Here is a 16608-nt window from a genome sequence, read left to right as displayed (position 1 = left end):
CACAAAAAAAGTACAAAGAAAAACTTTGTACTTTTTTAAAAATTTTTAAGTTAAATAATTTACTTCAAATACATACATCTCATAGCATTTAAAACTGCTATAACTGTAACGCCTACATCAGCAAAAATTGCAGCCCACATAGATGCAAGGCCAAAAGCGCCAAGAATTAAAACTAATATTTTTACTCCTATTGAAAAATATATATTTTCTTTTACAATTCTTAGACATTTTTTTGAAATTTTAATTGCTGTAGGAATTTTTGCTGGATCATCATCCATTAAAATTACATCGGCAGCCTCAATTGCTGCATCTGATCCCATAGCTCCCATGGCAATTCCTATATCTGCTCTTGTTAGGGCAGGGGCATCATTTATTCCATCACCAACAAAGGCAATTTTTTTATTTTCATCATTATTTTTACTTAAAATTTCTTCAAGAATTTTAACCTTATCTTGGGGAAGAAGTTCGCTATAAAATTCATCCAAAGATAAATCTTTTGCAACATTTTCTCCAACACTTTTAGAATCTCCAGTAAGCATTATTGTTTTACTTATATTATTTTTTTTCAAATCAGATATAGCTTTTTTGGAATTTTCTTTTATAGTATCAGATATTACAATGTGACCTTGGTAAACATTATTTATTGCAAGATGAATTATGGTTCCAGTTTTCTCACAAGCTTTCCATTTAATATTAAATTTATCCATTAATTTTGAATTTCCAAGATAAACCAAATCACCATTTACTTTTGCACTTACTCCATAGCCTGAAATTTCTTCTATATCCTTAACTTCGCAACTATCTTTTTCATTTGGATAGGCTTTTCTTAAAGAATCTGCAATTGGGTGGGTTGAATATCTTTCGACATGGCTTGCTATATGAAGAAGTTGTGTTTCTGATAAATTTTCTGGATGAACCGCTGTAACTTCAAAAGTTCCCTTGGTTAAAGTTCCAGTTTTATCGAAAATAACTTGGTCAACATTTGATAAAACTTCCATATAATTTGATCCTTTTACAAGGATTCCATTTTTACTTGCTGATCCAATTCCTGCAAAAAATGAAAGTGGAATTGAAATAACCAAAGCACAAGGACAAGATATAATTAAAAATATCAAAGCCCTATAAATCCAAGATGAAAAATTTGGGCTTTCTCCCATAAAATATGAAAATATTCCTGGTAAAAATGCTAAGGCAAGGGCAAGATATACAACTACTGGTGTATAAACTCTTGCAAATTTTGTAATAAAATCTTCAGATTTTGATTTTCTTTCAGATGCATCTTCAATTAATTCCAAAACTTTTGTTACTGTAGATTCACCAAATTCTTTTGTAGTTTTAACTTTTAATAATCCATTCAAATTTATTGAACCAGAATAAATATTTGAGCCTTTTTTAACATCTTTTGGAACAGATTCGCCAGTTAAAGCTTTTGTATCAAGAGATGATACTCCATCAATTACAATTCCATCTAAAGGAACTTTTTCTCCTGGTTTTATTATTATGGTTGATCCAATTTCTACATCATCTGGATCAACTTCTTCTATATTTCCATTTTCACCTTCTATATTTGCATAATCTGGAGCTATATCCATAAGATCTGCTATAGATTTTCTGCTTTTTCCAACAGCATAAGATTGGAAAAATTCTCCAATTTGATAAAAAAGCATAACAGCAACAGCTTCAACAAAATCTCCACTTTTTGTATAAAATGCAAGAATTATTGCGCCTATTGTTGCAATGGCCATAAGCAAAGATTCATCAAAGGCTTGCTTGTTTTTTATACCATTAAAAGCATTTAATAAAACATCATAGCCAACTAAAAGATAGGCTAATAGATATAAAGCAATTGTATAAAAATTATTAGAATTAACAAAATGTAGAATAATCATAATCAAAGCAGATAAAATTATTCTAATTAAGTTTTTCTTTTGTTTTTTACTCATAAATAATCCTTAAAAATAAATCTCACAATCTTTTTCTATTTTTTTGCAATTTTTTAAAACATTTTCCATAACTTCATTTTGGTCGGCACCATCTTCAAAAGTAACTTTCATCTTAAGCATCATAAAATTTATAGAGCAATCTTTTACTCCGTCAGTATTTTTTGCTTCTACTTCCATTTTATTTGCACATGCAGGGCAGTCTACTTCAATTTTATAAGTTTTTTTCATAATAATCTCCTTTTAAAATAATTTCGATTAAACAATCGCTTAATCGTTTCTAAGATAATGATACAATATTTTTTATATAAAGTCAAATATTAAGCAAATATTTAATTGTTTTAATTTTATGGTAAAATATAAATAAGGAGAGAAAAATGAAATTACCACATAAACATTATAAAGATGACGATAAAATAGATTTTTTATTAGAAGAAGATATGACAGAAAATATTTCGAGAGCTTTCAAACATTTGGGAGATCCAAAAAGACTTCAAATATTTTGGCTTTTGTGTCACAGAAAAGAATGTGTAATAAATATTGCGGCAATTATGGATATGTCTTCACCTGCTGTAAGCCATCATTTAAGAATTTTAAAACTTGCAGGTTTAATTTCAGCAAAAAGAGAAGGTAAAGAAATGTTTTATAAAGCAGAAGATAATAAGGTGAGTGAATTTTTGTATAATATTATTTTAAAAAGTAAAAATCTTTAAAAAAAAAGAGCCTCTAAAATTATGAAATATTTCATAATTTTAAAAGACTCTTTTTTATTTACCTTATATTTATTTGGATTTGATGATCTAAATTTTTAAAAAAGTCCATTGAGTGTTCAATATCATGATATTTATATCCCATATCAAAAGCATTTTTTCTATCTTTACTTGAACCATGGGTAAATTTATCTGGATTTATATTTGATCCTGACATTTTTTGGATTTTATCATCACCAATTGATGAGGCTGCTCTCATAGCTTCTTCTATATCTCCTGCTTCCAAATATCCTTTCTCTTTTGAATAGTAAGCATATACTCCTGCAAAATAATCTGCTTGCAATTCTTGAGCAACAGAATATTTGTTGTATTCTCTTTCTGATAATTTCTTTTGAAGTTGTTGGGTTTGATTTAAGATTCCCAATTCATTTTGAACATGGTGGCCAACTTCGTGGGCAAGCACATAAGCAAAAGCAAAATCGCCTCCAGCTCCAAAAGTATTTTTTAATTCATCATAAAAAGATACATCAATATATACAGCCTGATCAAGAGGACAATAAAATGGTCCCATACCAGATTGAGCTATCCCACAAGCTGATTTTGTAGAACCAGTGTATAAAGTCATACTTGGTTCATGATAAGTCAAATTATATTCTTGAAATTTTTCATGCCACATATCTTCCGTATCAGCAAGAACAACTGAAAGAAAATCTTCTAATTCTTTTTGTCCTTCAGAAATTTTTTCTTCATACCTGCTATTTTGTCCTTGATTTATATTTTGATTATTTATAACAGATGGATCTGCACCCAAAAAATAAAGAACTAAAACTAAAATTAATCCTCCAATTCCACCTCCAAAAACAACCGGTGCACCAGAACCTCTATTTACATTGGAACTTTTTCTTCTATTTTTCCATTTCATATTAACCTCCAATTTTTTCTCTAATAAAATGATACCCTAAATATGTTTTGATATTTATAAATTGTAATATTTTAAAGTATTGGTAAAATGTTTGTAATAATGAGATATAAAAGGAGAATAAATGAAGTTTATTTCGTGGAATATAGATTCCCTAAATGCAGCTCTTACGAGCGATTCAAATAGGGCTAAAATGTCAAGAGAAGTTTTAGAAACAATTATTAAAGAAAATGCTGATGTAATTTGTTTGCAAGAAACAAAATTACCAAGAAAAGGTCCAAGTAAAAAACACAAGGAAATTTTAGAAGAGTATTTTCCAGATTATGATTACGCATGGGTAAGCTCCCAAGAACCTGCAAGGAAATCTTATGCGGGCTGTATGACTCTTTACAAAAAAAATTACAAGACTGAAATTTCTTTTCCAATTTTAGATGCACCAGATACAATGGATCAAGAAGCAAGAATTGTTACTTTAGAATTTGAAGATTTTTACCTAAGCCAAGTATATACACCTAATGCTGGGAGCGGATTAAGTAGACTTGCTTTAAGAGAAGTTTGGGATGAAAAATATGCAAATTATTTAGAAAATTTAGACAAAGAAAAGCCGGTAATAGCTTGTGGAGATTTTAATGTTGCTCATAAAGAAATTGACCTAAAGCATCCAGAAAATAATCATGAATCAGCAGGATTTACTGATGAAGAAAGACGAGGATTTACAAATTTATTAAATAAAGGTTTTGTTGATACCTTTAGACATGTACATGGTGATATTGAAGGAAAATATACCTGGTGGGCTCAAAGGGTAAAGACAAGCAAAATTAACAATTCAGGCTGGAGAATAGATTATTTTATTGTTTCAGATAGGATAAAGGAAAAAGTAAAAGAATCTAATATGATAGATTCAGGAGATAGGCAAGACCATACTCCAATTTATTTAAAAATAGACATATAAAAATTTTTACAGAATATCTTTAAAATTTTAATAAAGATATTCTATTTTTTTTATATGAATTTTAAATTGGGTATATTTTTAAAATAAGGAATAAAAAATTTAATAAGTATATAAGGAGATATTATGAAAAAATGTATGTTAATTGAAAATCCAAATTCTGGAGATGGTAAGAATGATGAATTTATGGAAGTTTTAAAGAAAAAATTAGAAAAAGAATTTGACCAAGTTGTAGATAAAAAGACTGAAAAAGAAGATGACGGTGAAAATTTTGCTATTAAAGCTTGTGATGATAAATTTGATTCAATATTTGTCGTAGGAGGAGATGGAACATTCAATGAAGTTATCAATGGTGTTTCAAAAATGGAGTATAGACCAAAAATCGGCCTTTTACCAGGAGGAACTAATAACACCTATATGCAGTTAATTGGTGGATCAAATGATTTAAAAGAAGCAATTGAAAATTTATCATTTGATAAAACAAAAAAAGTTGATATAGGAAAATGTAATGAAACATATTTTTCTTATTATGTATGTTTTGGAAAATTAATTGAGGCAACCACTTCAACAAAATCTGAAGAGAAAGAAAAATTGGGTGGTTTTGCCTATGTCAAAAATATATTAAAAACTATCCCAAATGATGAAACAGTAAAAATAGAAATTGAATATGAAGATAAGTTTTTTGAGTGCGATGCTTCTCTACTTTATGTAATGACAGTAAATAAAATTGGAAATTTGGAATTTTCTCAAGATGATGGAAGTTTAAGCGATGGTGATTTGAATGTATTTATAATGACTGAAGAGGGACTTATATCAAAAGTAAATGCTGCAAAAGATATGTTGTTTGGAAAAGTTGATGAAAATGAAAATGTAAAAACTTTTACTTGTAAAAAACTTTCTATTAAAAATTTAGAGGAAAAAGAAATTGACCTTGATATGGACGGTGAAGTAAAAGAAAAGCTTCCATGTGATATTGAAATTTTAGAAAAACATATTGAAATATACCTACCAAATAATAAGAACATGCAATAATATATTTATAGAAAAATAATTTTAACAAATTTAAACAAGAAAAGTCGTGATTAACGCGGCTTTTTTTATTTTTTGCATTTATGATATTATATTATTATGAAAAAACTTTTGAAAACTATTTTTACTTTAATTTTTCTTTTTATAATTTTTCTTTCAGTAAAATCACTTTCAACTGGGGGAGGAGTTGATGATTTGCTTGGTATTGTTTTTAGCCAGGAAAAAACTGATGACATGGATAAGTTATATAAAAATATAGAAAAACATAAAAATGATAACGAAAAAACTAATTGGATATATGAAAATTTTGATAATCTTTCAGATAAGGAAATTTATCTTGTTGGTAATGATATAGATACTAGTGAATTTGTTTATAATTTAGAAAATAAAATTTGGGATTTCGAATATTATCCTGGAGAAAGTGAAAATTTTAATAGAAAAACTCCATATTTTCTCCAATGGGATAATAGGTGGGCTTATAATATTTTGGGAGATTCAAATATAGGTTTTGCTGGTTGTGGTCCTACTTCTATGGCCATGGTTTTAAAAAGATTAAATCCAGATTCTGATATTAGTCCCATAAATATTGCTCAAGATGCAAATTCTTATATGGGACCAGATGGAATTGAATGGAAATTTTTTGAAGATGAAGCTCACAAATATGGGCACAATATTGAAAGAATTTCTAATAATAAAAAAGATATAGTAGACGCTCTTGATAGGGGAAGTCTTATTGTTTCTGTTAATAAAGGAAATTTTACTTTATTTGGTCATATTTTGGTTATTGATTCTTATAAATTTGGAAGATTTGTAATAAATGATCCAAATTCTATAAAAAATTCAAAAAAAACTTGGTCGTACGGAACTTTAGAAGATCAAATAGCAAATATTTGGTTGGTGTATTAAAGAGGTTAGGATGAAAAAAAGAATATCTTATAAATTATTGTTAATTTCAATTATAATAGGTCTTTATGCAGGTCTTGTTGTAAGTTTATTTAGGATTTTAATTCCAAAAATAATGGCTTTAATTTTAACTATAATAAAATTTGGTCAAAAAAATCTTATTAATTCTCTTATTTTTGTCTGTGTTTTTATTTTTATTGGTTTTTTGGTTTCAATTTCCGTAGAAAAGGAGCCAATGATTGGAGGAAGTGGGATTCCTCAAATTTCTGGAAAACTTTTAAATAAATTGGATTATAGTGCTCTTTCTTGCCTTATAAATAAAATTTTTGGAGGAATTCTTGCAATTGGTTCTGGTCTAACTTTGGGTAGAGAAGGCCCTTCAGTTCAAATTGGAGGATCTTTGGGAGAGGTCATGGCTAATATTTTTAAATTGGATGAAGAAGATACAAAAATAATGATAATTGGATCATCTGCATCTGGTATTACAAGTGCCTTTACAGCACCAATTTCTTCCATGGCCTTCGCTCTTGAAGAATTGATGAAAAAAACTTCAAGAATAAATTTTATTTATATAACATCAACTATAATTTCATCAAGCATAGTAACAAGCCTTGTAATTGGAAATAATCCAGTAATAAAAATAAATAGTCATATAAATTTACCAATGAAGTTTTGGATTCACCTAATTTTACTTGGAATTTTAGTTGGATTTTCTTCACTTTTATTTAATAAGGGAATTTTGTATGGGAAAAAAATTTATAAAAAATTACCAATTTCACAAAGAGTAAAATCAATATTACCATTTTTTATTACAAGTTTATTTTTACTTTTTGATTCTAGACTTTTAGGAAGTGGGGAAAATTTCATAGCCCTTGCCCAAGGAGAAAATGTAGGCTTAGCTACATTATTTTATTTTTATTTTATGAAATTATTGCTTTTATTAATTGCATTTTGCTCTGGAATTCCTGGAGGAATATTTTTTCCCTTGCTTGCTATGGGATCTTTATTAGGAAATTTTTATGGGTCGATTTTATTTGATTTAAACTTAATTGGACAAAATGAAATTATAATTTTTTCGATGCTTGCCATGGCTGCTCATTTTGCATCAATTGTTAGGGCTCCACTTACTGGTATGTTTTTAATAATAGAGATGACGGGAGGAAGAATTGATTTTTTCCTACCTATAATAATAGTTTGTCTTGTGTCCTATCTTGTTACAGAAAATTTTCATAATGAACCAATATATGAATCTTTACTTGATATAATGGTTAAAAATAATTCTTAATAAAAATTTGAGACTGATTAAATTTTATTCTAATTTAATTAGTCTTTTTTTTATGAAATTCTGTAAAATTTTTCTAATATATATATTTTTAAATTTGATGGACTTGTGTTATAATTTTTTTAAATATATTTTGTATAAAATTAGGAATAATTATATAAATATAAATTTTATTTAGGGGAATGATATGAAAAAGAAACTTAATTTCAACCAGACTTTATTGGTTGGATCTTTATTATTTGGTCTTTATTTTGGGGCAGGAAATTTAATTTTTCCAATCGAATTGGGACAAAATTCAGGATTCAACTTATATAAAGTTGTTTTAGGATTTATAATAAGTGGGGTAGGACTTCCACTTTTGGGAGTTGTAGCAAGTGCTATTTCGAAAAATGACAGCTTATTTGAAATGGGAAAGACTGTAGGAAATAAATTTGCATATTTCTTTACAACTGCCTTGTATTTAACAATTGGGCCATTTTTTGCTATACCAAGAACATCAACAGTAGCCTTTGAAGTAGGTATTGCATCAAATATTTCAGAAGAAAAAATAAAATTATTTTTATTTATTTTTTCATTGATATTTTTTCTTATAGTTTTGGCCTTTGCTTTAAAGCCAGGAAAAATTATGGACAATATTGGAAAAATTTTGACTCCTACATTTTTGATTCTCTTATCAATTTTGGTTTTATTTTCAATTTTTAAACCAATGGGAGCTCTTGGTCAAAATGAACCGATAAAAATTTATCAAAATAATCCATTGTTTAAAGGAATTCTTGATGGTTATAACACTATGGATGCTCTTGCAAGTCTTGCTTTTGCAATAATTATAATTTCAAGTATTAGAAATCTTGGAGTAACAGATTCAAATCAAGTTGCCAAGGAAACTTTAAAAAGCGGACTTATTTGTCTAATAGCTATGAGTACGGTTTATGTTTCTCTCGCCTTTATGGCCTCATCATCTGTAAATATTATGGATTTAGGCAATAACGGTGGAAGAATTTTATCTCATATTTCTTCTTATTATTTAGGAAATTTTGGTAAAATTTTGCTTGCAGCTATTGTAATAGTAGCATGTTTAAAAACAGCAATCGGTTTAATTATTGCTTGTTCTCAAATTTTTATGGAAATGTATCCAAATTCACTTTCATATAAAACTTACGCAATAATTTTTACCGTTATATCTTTTTTAATAGCAAACTTAGGCCTTCAAAAAATAATCAGCTTATCAATACCAGTTTTGATGTACTTGTATCCACTTGCTATTGTTTTGATATTTTTGTCCTTGACATATCCAATAATTGGAAAAAATAAAAAAATATTTAACTTAACAATTTTATTTACAGCAATATTTTCTATATTTGATTTTTTAAAGGCTTTGCCAGAAAATATTTCAAAAACAGATTCCATAAGTAGAATTCTTGCTTTTGCAAAAGATTATCTACCAGCTTTTAAATTAGGGTTTGGTTGGTTTGTTCCAGCTGTAGTAGGATTTATTTTAGCTTTAATAATAATATTTATAAAAAAAGAAAAGGTAAAAGAAACAAATTTGTAAAAATTATAAAAAAATTTTACCTTTTTATTAAAATATGATATTATATTTATCAATGGGGGTGAAGTATGGACTGTGTATTTTGCAAGATTGCTGATGGAGAGATACCATCAGATATAATCTATGAAGATCAAAAAGTAATTGCATTTAATGATCTAGATCCACAAGCACCTATCCATTTTCTTGTTATACCAAAAAAACACATAGAAAGTTTGGCTAAATTAAACGAAGAAGATAAAGATATAGTTTCTCATATCTTTATGGTTATTAAAAAAATAACTGAAGATCTAAATGTGGCAGAAGACGGCTACAGAATAGTCAACAATACAGGCGAGGATGGAGGACAAACTGTTAAGCACATGCATTTTCATGTTCTAGCAAAAAGGTCCTTACAATGGCCACCAGGTTGATTTCAAACTTATTGTGTGTACGAGAGGGGGGATAGAGATGACAGAGATCAGAGTTGGAGAAAACGAATCAATTGATAGTGCAATTAAAAGATTCAAAAGACAATGCGCAAGATCCGGTGTTCTTACAGAATACAGAAAAAGAGAACACTACGAAAAGCCAAGCCTAAAGAGAAAAAAGAAATCTGAGGCAGCAAAAAGAAAAAAAAGAAGAAAATAGTAATTTAAGGCCCGTTTGGGTCTTTTTTTATTGGAAAATTTAAATGGTTTGAATGAGCTTTAAATAATTTTATTCTATGTAAACGATTGACAAAATTAAAATTTGTATTATAATAAAAGTGTAAATAAAATAACACAATTCTTCAGGGCGGGGTGTGATTCCCCACCGGCGGTAAAGTCCGCGAGCTTTTTGCTGAATAGGTTAAATTCCTATACCGACAGTATAGTCTGGATGAGAGAAGATTTATTAATTTTTCTTTTGAAATAATCAAGATCCCTGGAAGGGATCTTTTCTTTTGCCTAGAATTGTGAAGGAGGCAAGATGAATGATAAATATTATATGAGAAAATGTTTTGAACTTGCAAAAAAAGCAAGTGGAAAAACTTTAAGAAATCCACTCGTAGGTGCAGTTCTTGTAAAAAATGAAAAAATTATATCAACAGGCTTTCACCATGAATATGGGAAAGTCCATGCTGAAGTTGACTGTTTTAATAATTTAAAAGAAAATCCAGATGGAGCTTTCTTGTATGTAAATTTAGAGCCATGTTCTCATTATGGAAAGCAAGGACCTTGTACTTTAGAAATTATAAAAAGAAACATTAAAAAGGTTATAATTTCAAACATTGATACAAATCCAAAAGTTGATGGCTTAAAAGTTTTAAGAGAAAATGGTATTGAAGTTCAAACTGGTTTACTTGAAGAAGAAGGAAAAAAATTGAATGAGAAATTTTTCTTTAATATCAAATACAATAGACCGCTAATTGCGCTTAAATATGCCCAAACTTTGGACGGGAAAATTTCTTCAAGTACAAATGATTCAAAATGGATTTCAAATGAATTTTCTAGAGAATATGTTCATAAATTAAGAAATGATTATGATGCAATAATTGTAGGAAAAAATACCTTAATCCACGATAATCCTTCCTTAAATTCAAGGATTGAAGAAGGAGTTGATCCTGTAAGAATTATCCTTGATACAAATCTAGAGATTGAAAAAAATTACAAGGATTACAAGATTTTTAGTTTGGATAGTGATAAAAAAACTTATATAGCTACATGCAAAGATAGTAATAATCCTGATTTAAATTTGATTAAATGCAAGATGAAAAATAATCATGTTGACCTTGAGGATTTGGTAAATAAGCTTTATGAAATGAACATTGGATCAATTCTAGTTGAAGGTGGATCAAAGCTAAATTATGGATTTTTAGAAGAGGGTTTGGTTGATAAAATTTATGAATTTATTTCACCAAAAGTCATAGGAGGATTTAATTCAAAATCACCTTTTTATGGAAAGGGAGTTGAAAAGTTCAAAGATTCCTATGAGTTTGAAATAGAAGATGTAAAAAGATTTGACGATAATATTATGATTGAGGCAAAAAATGTTCACTGGAATATCTGAAGAAATTGGTAAAATTTTATCTTTTAAAAAGGTAAGTGACCATGTTCAAATAGAAGTTGAAGCAAATATTGTTTTAGAAGGTACAAAACTTGGGGACTCAATAATGACTGATGGGGTTTGTCTTACTGTAACAGAAATTAATGATAAAACTTACAAGGCAGATCTTATGAATGAAAGTTTAAGAATGACCAAATTTGATAATTCTTATGTAAATAAAAAAGTTAATCTTGAAAGAGCCCTAAGACTTTCTGATAGGCTCGATGGTCATATAGTTCAAGGTCACGTTGATGGAGTTGGGAAAATTAAAAATATAAGAGATAATGTTTTTACAATTTCAGCAAGCCATGAAATTTGCTCTTTAATTCTAAAAAAAGGTTCTGTTGCTCTTGATGGAATTTCTCTTACTGTTTCAGATGATAAGAACACAAGTTTTGAGGTATCACTTATTCCTGAAACACTTGAAAGGACTAATTTTAAATATAAAAAAATTGGTGATGAAATAAATATTGAAACTGATATTATAAATAGATTTATCCAAAAATCTATGGCAAATAAAAAAGAAGAAAGGTTGGATAAAAACTTTTTGTTGGAAAATGGTTTTTAAAAATTATGGAAGATATTATTAAAGCATTACAAAATAACGAAATAATTATAGTAACTGACGATGAAGATAGGGAAAATGAAGCTGATATGATTTGTGCTGGTGAAAATGTAACTGGTGAAATGATAAATATTATGGCAAAATATGCTAGAGGTTTAATTTGTACTCCAATAGGAAAAAATATTGCTAAACAATTTGACCTTAATATGATGGTTAAAAATAACACTGATAATCACCAAACAGCTTTCACAGTTTCAATTGACCATGTCAACACAAAAACTGGAATTTCTGCTTTTGAAAGAGCTGAAACAATAAGAGGCATTGCAGATGATAATACAAAAGCAAGTGATTTTAGAAGACCTGGTCATGTATTTCCTCTTGTTGCAAAAGATGGGGGAGTTTTAGAAAGGGATGGTCACACTGAAGCTACAATAGATTTGATGAAAATCTCAAATCTAAAAGAAATAGGCTTATGTTGTGAAATTATGGCCGATGATGGTCATATGTTAAGAGGTAAAGCTGTAGTTGAACTTGCTGAAAAACTTGGAATGAAAATGACAAGCGTTGCTGAGATAAAAAAATATATCAAAGAAAATAAGATAGATTTTTCAAAAAATGAAGAAGATTTTTTAGAAAAAACAAATATTATCAATCTTCCAACAGACCACGGAAAATTTAAGGCTATAAGTTTTTATGACAAAATTGAAAATAAAGAACACTTGGCTTTGATAAAGGGAAAAGTTGATGGAGAAAATATTTTAACAAGAATTCATTCTGAATGTTTGACTGGAGATGTTTTTTCATCTAATAGGTGTGATTGTGGAAACCAACTTCACAAGTCCATGGAAATGATTGATAAAAATGGATCAGGAATAATTCTTTACCTAAGACAAGAGGGAAGAGGAATTGGTTTATTTAATAAAATCAAAGCTTATCATCTACAAGAAGAAGGTTACGATACCGTTGATGCAAATTTAAAACTAGGTTTTGCTCCAGATTTAAGAAATTATAAAATAGCATGTTTAATGTTAAAAGAATTGGGAGTAAAATCAATTGATTTAATGACAAATAATCCTGATAAAATTAAACAAGTTGAAAAATATAATATAAAAGTTAACAAAAGAGTACCAATAGAAATTCACTCAAACCATGTTGATAGGGTTTATTTAAAAACAAAGGCCATTAGAATGGGTCACGATTTAAAAGAATTTAAGGAGAGATAAATGAAAGAATATAGCGCAAATTTAGTATCAAATGGAAAAAAATATGCAATTGTAGTTGCAAGATTTAATCATTTTATAACAGATAGACTCGTAGAAGGATGTCTTGATACACTAAAAAGACATGAAGTAAAAGATGAAGAAATAGAACTTGTAAGAGTTCCAGGTGCTTTTGAAATTCCTCTTGCTGCAAAAAAATTGGCCCACAAGGATTATGATGCTGTAATTTGTTTGGGAGCAGTTATAAGAGGGGACACTTCTCATTATGATTATGTTTGCTCTGAAGTTTCAAAAGGAATAGCAAATGTTTCTCTTGAAAGTGGCAAGCCAATTATTTTTGGAGTTGTTACAACAGATACAATCGAGCAAGCTGTTCAAAGAGCAGGTACAAAAGCAGGAAATAAGGGAAGTGATGCAGCTATATCTGCAATTGAAATGGCAAATCTAATGGATCTTATATGAAATTAATTTTTGACTTTGATGGAACTATCCATAAAAGTGACGAAATTTATGAAAAAGCATTTTATGATTGCCTAAAAAAATTTAAAATAAAAAAACCAAATCTTAATCCAAAATCATATCTTGGTTATCCACCAAGAAAAATTTGGGATGATTTTCTAGATGATTCCTATGACAAAGAAAAATTGATTGAAACAACAGGAAATTTTATGATAGAAAATATGAAAGAATTTGGTAGTTTGTATGATGAAACAAAAAAAGTATTAAATATCCTAAAAAATAAACACGAACTGATAATTTTATCATCTTGCTCAAAAAAATATATAGATAGTGCAAGAAAAATATATAATTTAGATTCTTATTTTGAAAAATATCTGGTAGGTGAAGACTACTCTTATAAATCAAAAGCTGAAATTATAAAAATAGAAAAAATTGATAATTTTGTCATAGTAGGCGATAGGCTCTCCGATGTTAAAGCAGGTTTTTTGAATAATAATATATCCATTTTTGCAAAATACGGCTACGGAGAAGAAAAAGAGGGAGAGCTTGCAGATATAAAGATTGAAAAAATAAGTGATTTATTAAAAGTAAAGGCTTTGAGTTAAAACTCAAAGCCTTTTTTGATACGAATTGTTAACTAAGGCAAAGCTTACTTATATCTTTGTAACGTTTAAACAGGATTTTATAAGATTTTTTTATGTTATTGTAATTATTAAAAATTTTAATTTTTTGATCTTCGTTGGCATAGACTTTCCAATATCCATTTATAAGAAATTTATTTCCTTTATTTTCAATAAAACCAATTACATCTTCTAATGGATATCCAAGAAAAATTCCGATTTCGTGTGGAAAATCTTCGATTTTGTATCTAAATTTCAAATGATTTATGCATTGGTTGAGGTCATTAGTTTTGTAACCAAATGACTCCAAGAGAGATTTTGTTTTTGTTTCATTTAATACGTATTTTAGCTTGTGAGGTCTGTATGCATAAATTTGAGCAGAAGATTTATTGTTATTAAGTATTTCCACGTAGACATTTTTTTCATTAAGTACTTCGTTCCACTCGAAAACCATTTTTTCTATATCTATATTTTTAGTATTTTTAAAAGTAAACAAACTGGCTAGCTTCTTGTTAGCCAAAGTTTGCGATGCATAATCAATTAACAATTCTTCGTTCATAATATTAACCTAAAGCTTTTGACAAATCTATTGCAGCCTTTCTACATTCTTCCAAAGCTTCATCGTCAGGAGTATCGTAGGCAATAAGTCCGTCACGAACTAAATTTATTCCATCATTTTTACATCTATCTTGCCAAATATCCATCCATTCACCGTCAGCCCATTGGTAAGAACCAAAAATTAAAACAGGTTTATTTGAAAGAAAATTTTCAACACTTTCAAACATTGGTTCAAATTCTGTTTCTTCTAATTCTTCGCTTCCCATAGCAGGACATCCAAAAGCAAATCCATCAAAATCATCAATTGAATCTTTTGTAAAAGAATTTGAATCAAGCATTTCAACTTCTAGATCATTTTTTTTAAGTTCTTCAAAAATTTCATTAGCCATAGCTTCTGTGTTTCCAGTGCCAGACCAATAAACGATTGCAACTTTCTTCATAAATTTAAATTTTCTCCTTTAGAATTAAAATATTTCTTTGATACTGATAACCTATATCAATACCTAATCAAATAATAAATTATTTTTCCTATTGTGTCAAGTAATATTTTATTTATTTTTATAATATTATAAAAAAATATTGAGATTTTAATATTTACAAAGATAATTTTCAAAATAAATTCATCAATTCATTTATTAAAATTTTCTAATAATAAAAAAATATTTTGAATCTGATTTTTAAAATATTTTCTATTAATTTTAAAATTTAATGTTTTGTTTTTAGATTAAAAGTTTGTAAAAAAATTTTTATTTTTTCTAGACTTATATTAAATTTTTCATTCTAGTCTTATTGTAAAAACAGCAAATATTATTTTTTTATTTGGGTATATTTTTATTAAGAAAGGGTGGTATTTATGAAAAAAATAATTAATGATAAGGACAAGATTTTAACTCAAATGTTAAAAGGCCTTCAAAAAGCAAATTATGACAAGGTAAAAATAAACGAAGACTTAAAAATCGTTTACAGAAAAGATTTGCCAATAAAAGGAAAGGTAGGACTTATTTCAGGTGGTGGAAGTGGTCACGAACCAGCTCACGCAGGCTATGTTGGCGATGGTATGCTCGATTGTGCAATTTGTGGAGAAATTTTTACATCTCCAACTCCTGACCAAGTTTTAGAAGCTATAAAACTTGCTGATTCAGGTGAAGGTGTCTTTATGGTTGTAAAAAATTATACGGGCGATGTCATGAATTTTGAAATGGCAAAAGATATGGCAGAGATGGAAGGTATCAAAGTGGATTATATTATTGTAAATGATGATGTTGCAGTTGAAGATTCTACTTATACAACTGGAAGAAGAGGAATTGCTGGAACTGTTTTTGTTCACAAAGTATTGGGCGCTATGGCAAGAGATGGAAAAAGCTTAGATGAAGTGAAATCTATGGCAGAAAAAATTGTAAAAAATATAAAATCTATGGGCATGGCTATTAAACCTTGCATTAATCCAATTTCTGGTAAAGAAAGTTTTGAATTATCTGAAGAAGATATGGAAATTGGAATTGGAATTCATGGTGAACCTGGTATAAAACAAGAAAAAATAAAAAGTGCTGATGAAATTTCAAAAGAACTTTTAGACTATATTTTAAAAGATTTTGAAAATCTTGATGGAGATTTTGTATTGATGGTTAATGGCATGGGTCAGACAACCGAAATGGAATTATTTGTTGTAAATAATTTCTGTCATGATTATTTGAAAGAAAAAAATATAAATATCAAAAAAACCTTCCTAGGTAATTTTATGACTAGTATGGATATGGCTGGATTTTCTTTGACCTTATTTAAGGTTGATGAGGAAATTTTTAAATTATTAGAAGAAGATGTAGATATTGTTAGGGGATAAG

Annotated in this window: 19 protein-coding genes and 1 riboswitch; of the genes, 14 read left to right on the top strand and 5 right to left on the bottom strand. The window is 28.3% G+C overall.

What is annotated here, in order from left to right; genetic code table 11:
• Positions 1-59 precede the first annotated feature (59 nt).
• Together BN2087_RS07065 and BN2087_RS07060 are read right to left on the bottom strand one after the other, a co-directional pair.
• Positions 60-1943, bottom strand: a complete 1884-nt coding sequence (locus tag BN2087_RS07065) for a heavy metal translocating P-type ATPase (protein ID WP_049691124.1) — start codon at positions 1941-1943, stop codon at positions 60-62.
• Positions 1944-1952: 9 nt separating this feature from the next.
• The gene (locus tag BN2087_RS07060; protein WP_049691123.1) at positions 1953-2171 is read right to left on the bottom strand and encodes a cadmium ABC transporter ATPase; all 219 of its coding nucleotides are present in this window, start codon (positions 2169-2171) and stop codon (positions 1953-1955) included.
• A 146-nt stretch (positions 2172-2317) separates the two neighbouring features.
• On the opposite strand from BN2087_RS07060, the gene BN2087_RS07055 reads away from it, so the two are divergent.
• Positions 2318-2653: an ArsR/SmtB family transcription factor gene (locus tag BN2087_RS07055; protein ID WP_049691122.1), complete on the top strand. Its 336-nt coding sequence runs from the start codon at positions 2318-2320 to the stop codon at positions 2651-2653.
• A 58-nt stretch (positions 2654-2711) separates the two neighbouring features.
• On the opposite strand, the gene ypfJ is transcribed toward BN2087_RS07055, so the two are convergent.
• On the bottom strand, positions 2712-3572 hold the full coding sequence (ypfJ, locus tag BN2087_RS07050) for a KPN_02809 family neutral zinc metallopeptidase (protein WP_049691121.1): 861 nt from the start codon (positions 3570-3572) through the stop codon (positions 2712-2714).
• A 121-nt stretch (positions 3573-3693) separates the two neighbouring features.
• Here ypfJ and BN2087_RS07045 point away from each other — a divergent pair, with 121 nt between their 5' ends.
• The 12 genes from BN2087_RS07045 (at position 3694) to BN2087_RS06990 (ending at position 14194) form a co-directional block, all read left to right on the top strand.
• Positions 3694-4521, top strand: coding sequence for an exodeoxyribonuclease III (locus BN2087_RS07045; RefSeq protein WP_049691120.1), 828 nt, complete (start codon positions 3694-3696; stop codon positions 4519-4521).
• 123 nt (positions 4522-4644) lie between these two features.
• Positions 4645-5550, top strand: a complete 906-nt coding sequence (locus BN2087_RS07040) for a diacylglycerol/lipid kinase family protein (RefSeq protein ID WP_049691119.1) — start codon at positions 4645-4647, stop codon at positions 5548-5550.
• Positions 5551-5646: 96 nt separating this feature from the next.
• Positions 5647-6453 carry a C39 family peptidase gene (locus BN2087_RS07035; RefSeq protein WP_049691118.1) on the top strand — a complete coding sequence of 269 codons (807 nt, stop codon included), beginning with the start codon at positions 5647-5649 and terminating at the stop codon, positions 6451-6453.
• 10 nt (positions 6454-6463) lie between these two features.
• Positions 6464-7735: a ClC family H(+)/Cl(-) exchange transporter gene (locus BN2087_RS07030; protein ID WP_049691117.1), complete on the top strand. Its 1272-nt coding sequence runs from the start codon at positions 6464-6466 to the stop codon at positions 7733-7735.
• Between the two features lie 184 nt (positions 7736-7919).
• A complete protein-coding gene (gene brnQ, locus BN2087_RS07025) occupies positions 7920-9284 on the top strand; it encodes a branched-chain amino acid transport system II carrier protein (RefSeq protein WP_049691116.1) in 1365 nt (454 codons plus the stop codon).
• A 65-nt stretch (positions 9285-9349) separates the two neighbouring features.
• Complete coding sequence (locus BN2087_RS07020; protein ID WP_049691115.1) at positions 9350-9691, top strand: histidine triad nucleotide-binding protein; 342 nt, start codon at positions 9350-9352, stop codon at positions 9689-9691.
• A 37-nt stretch (positions 9692-9728) separates the two neighbouring features.
• Positions 9729-9908, top strand: a complete 180-nt coding sequence (rpsU, locus tag BN2087_RS07015) for a 30S ribosomal protein S21 (protein ID WP_040397353.1) — start codon at positions 9729-9731, stop codon at positions 9906-9908.
• Positions 9909-10042: 134 nt separating this feature from the next.
• A riboswitch (FMN riboswitch) is annotated at positions 10043-10155 on the top strand.
• A gap of 74 nt (positions 10156-10229) precedes the next feature.
• Positions 10230-11309, top strand: a complete 1080-nt coding sequence (gene ribD, locus BN2087_RS07010; RefSeq protein ID WP_049691114.1) for a bifunctional diaminohydroxyphosphoribosylaminopyrimidine deaminase/5-amino-6-(5-phosphoribosylamino)uracil reductase RibD — start codon at positions 10230-10232, stop codon at positions 11307-11309.
• Positions 11290-11913 (top strand): riboflavin synthase, encoded by a 624-nt coding sequence (locus BN2087_RS07005; protein WP_049691113.1) that lies wholly within the window; start codon positions 11290-11292, stop codon positions 11911-11913. The genes ribD and BN2087_RS07005 overlap by 20 nt, the downstream gene beginning before the upstream one ends.
• Positions 11914-11918: 5 nt before the next feature.
• Positions 11919-13133: a bifunctional 3,4-dihydroxy-2-butanone-4-phosphate synthase/GTP cyclohydrolase II gene (locus BN2087_RS07000; protein WP_049691112.1), complete on the top strand. Its 1215-nt coding sequence runs from the start codon at positions 11919-11921 to the stop codon at positions 13131-13133.
• Positions 13134-13592, top strand: a complete 459-nt coding sequence (ribH, locus tag BN2087_RS06995; RefSeq protein WP_004838691.1) for a 6,7-dimethyl-8-ribityllumazine synthase — start codon at positions 13134-13136, stop codon at positions 13590-13592.
• A complete protein-coding gene (locus tag BN2087_RS06990) occupies positions 13589-14194 on the top strand; it encodes an HAD family hydrolase (RefSeq protein WP_049691111.1) in 606 nt (201 codons plus the stop codon). Before ribH ends, BN2087_RS06990 begins: the two co-directional genes overlap by 4 nt.
• A gap of 28 nt (positions 14195-14222) precedes the next feature.
• Here the strand turns inward: BN2087_RS06990 and BN2087_RS06985 are convergent, their stop codons facing one another.
• Together BN2087_RS06985 and BN2087_RS06980 are read right to left on the bottom strand one after the other, a co-directional pair.
• Positions 14223-14768: a DUF3793 family protein gene (locus BN2087_RS06985; RefSeq protein ID WP_049691110.1), complete on the bottom strand. Its 546-nt coding sequence runs from the start codon at positions 14766-14768 to the stop codon at positions 14223-14225.
• A 4-nt stretch (positions 14769-14772) separates the two neighbouring features.
• Positions 14773-15207: a flavodoxin gene (locus BN2087_RS06980; RefSeq protein ID WP_049691109.1), complete on the bottom strand. Its 435-nt coding sequence runs from the start codon at positions 15205-15207 to the stop codon at positions 14773-14775.
• 413 nt (positions 15208-15620) lie between these two features.
• Between BN2087_RS06980 and dhaK the strand changes: the two genes are divergently transcribed.
• On the top strand, positions 15621-16607 hold the full coding sequence (gene dhaK / locus BN2087_RS06975) for a dihydroxyacetone kinase subunit DhaK (protein WP_049691108.1): 987 nt from the start codon (positions 15621-15623) through the stop codon (positions 16605-16607).
• The last annotated feature ends 1 nt before the right edge of the window (position 16608 follow it).

It is taken from the genome of Anaerococcus jeddahensis, assembly GCF_001182725.1.
GTDB classification, from domain to species: domain Bacteria; phylum Bacillota; class Clostridia; order Tissierellales; family Peptoniphilaceae; genus Anaerococcus; species Anaerococcus jeddahensis.
This window is presented reverse-complemented; position numbering and strand designations above follow the sequence as displayed.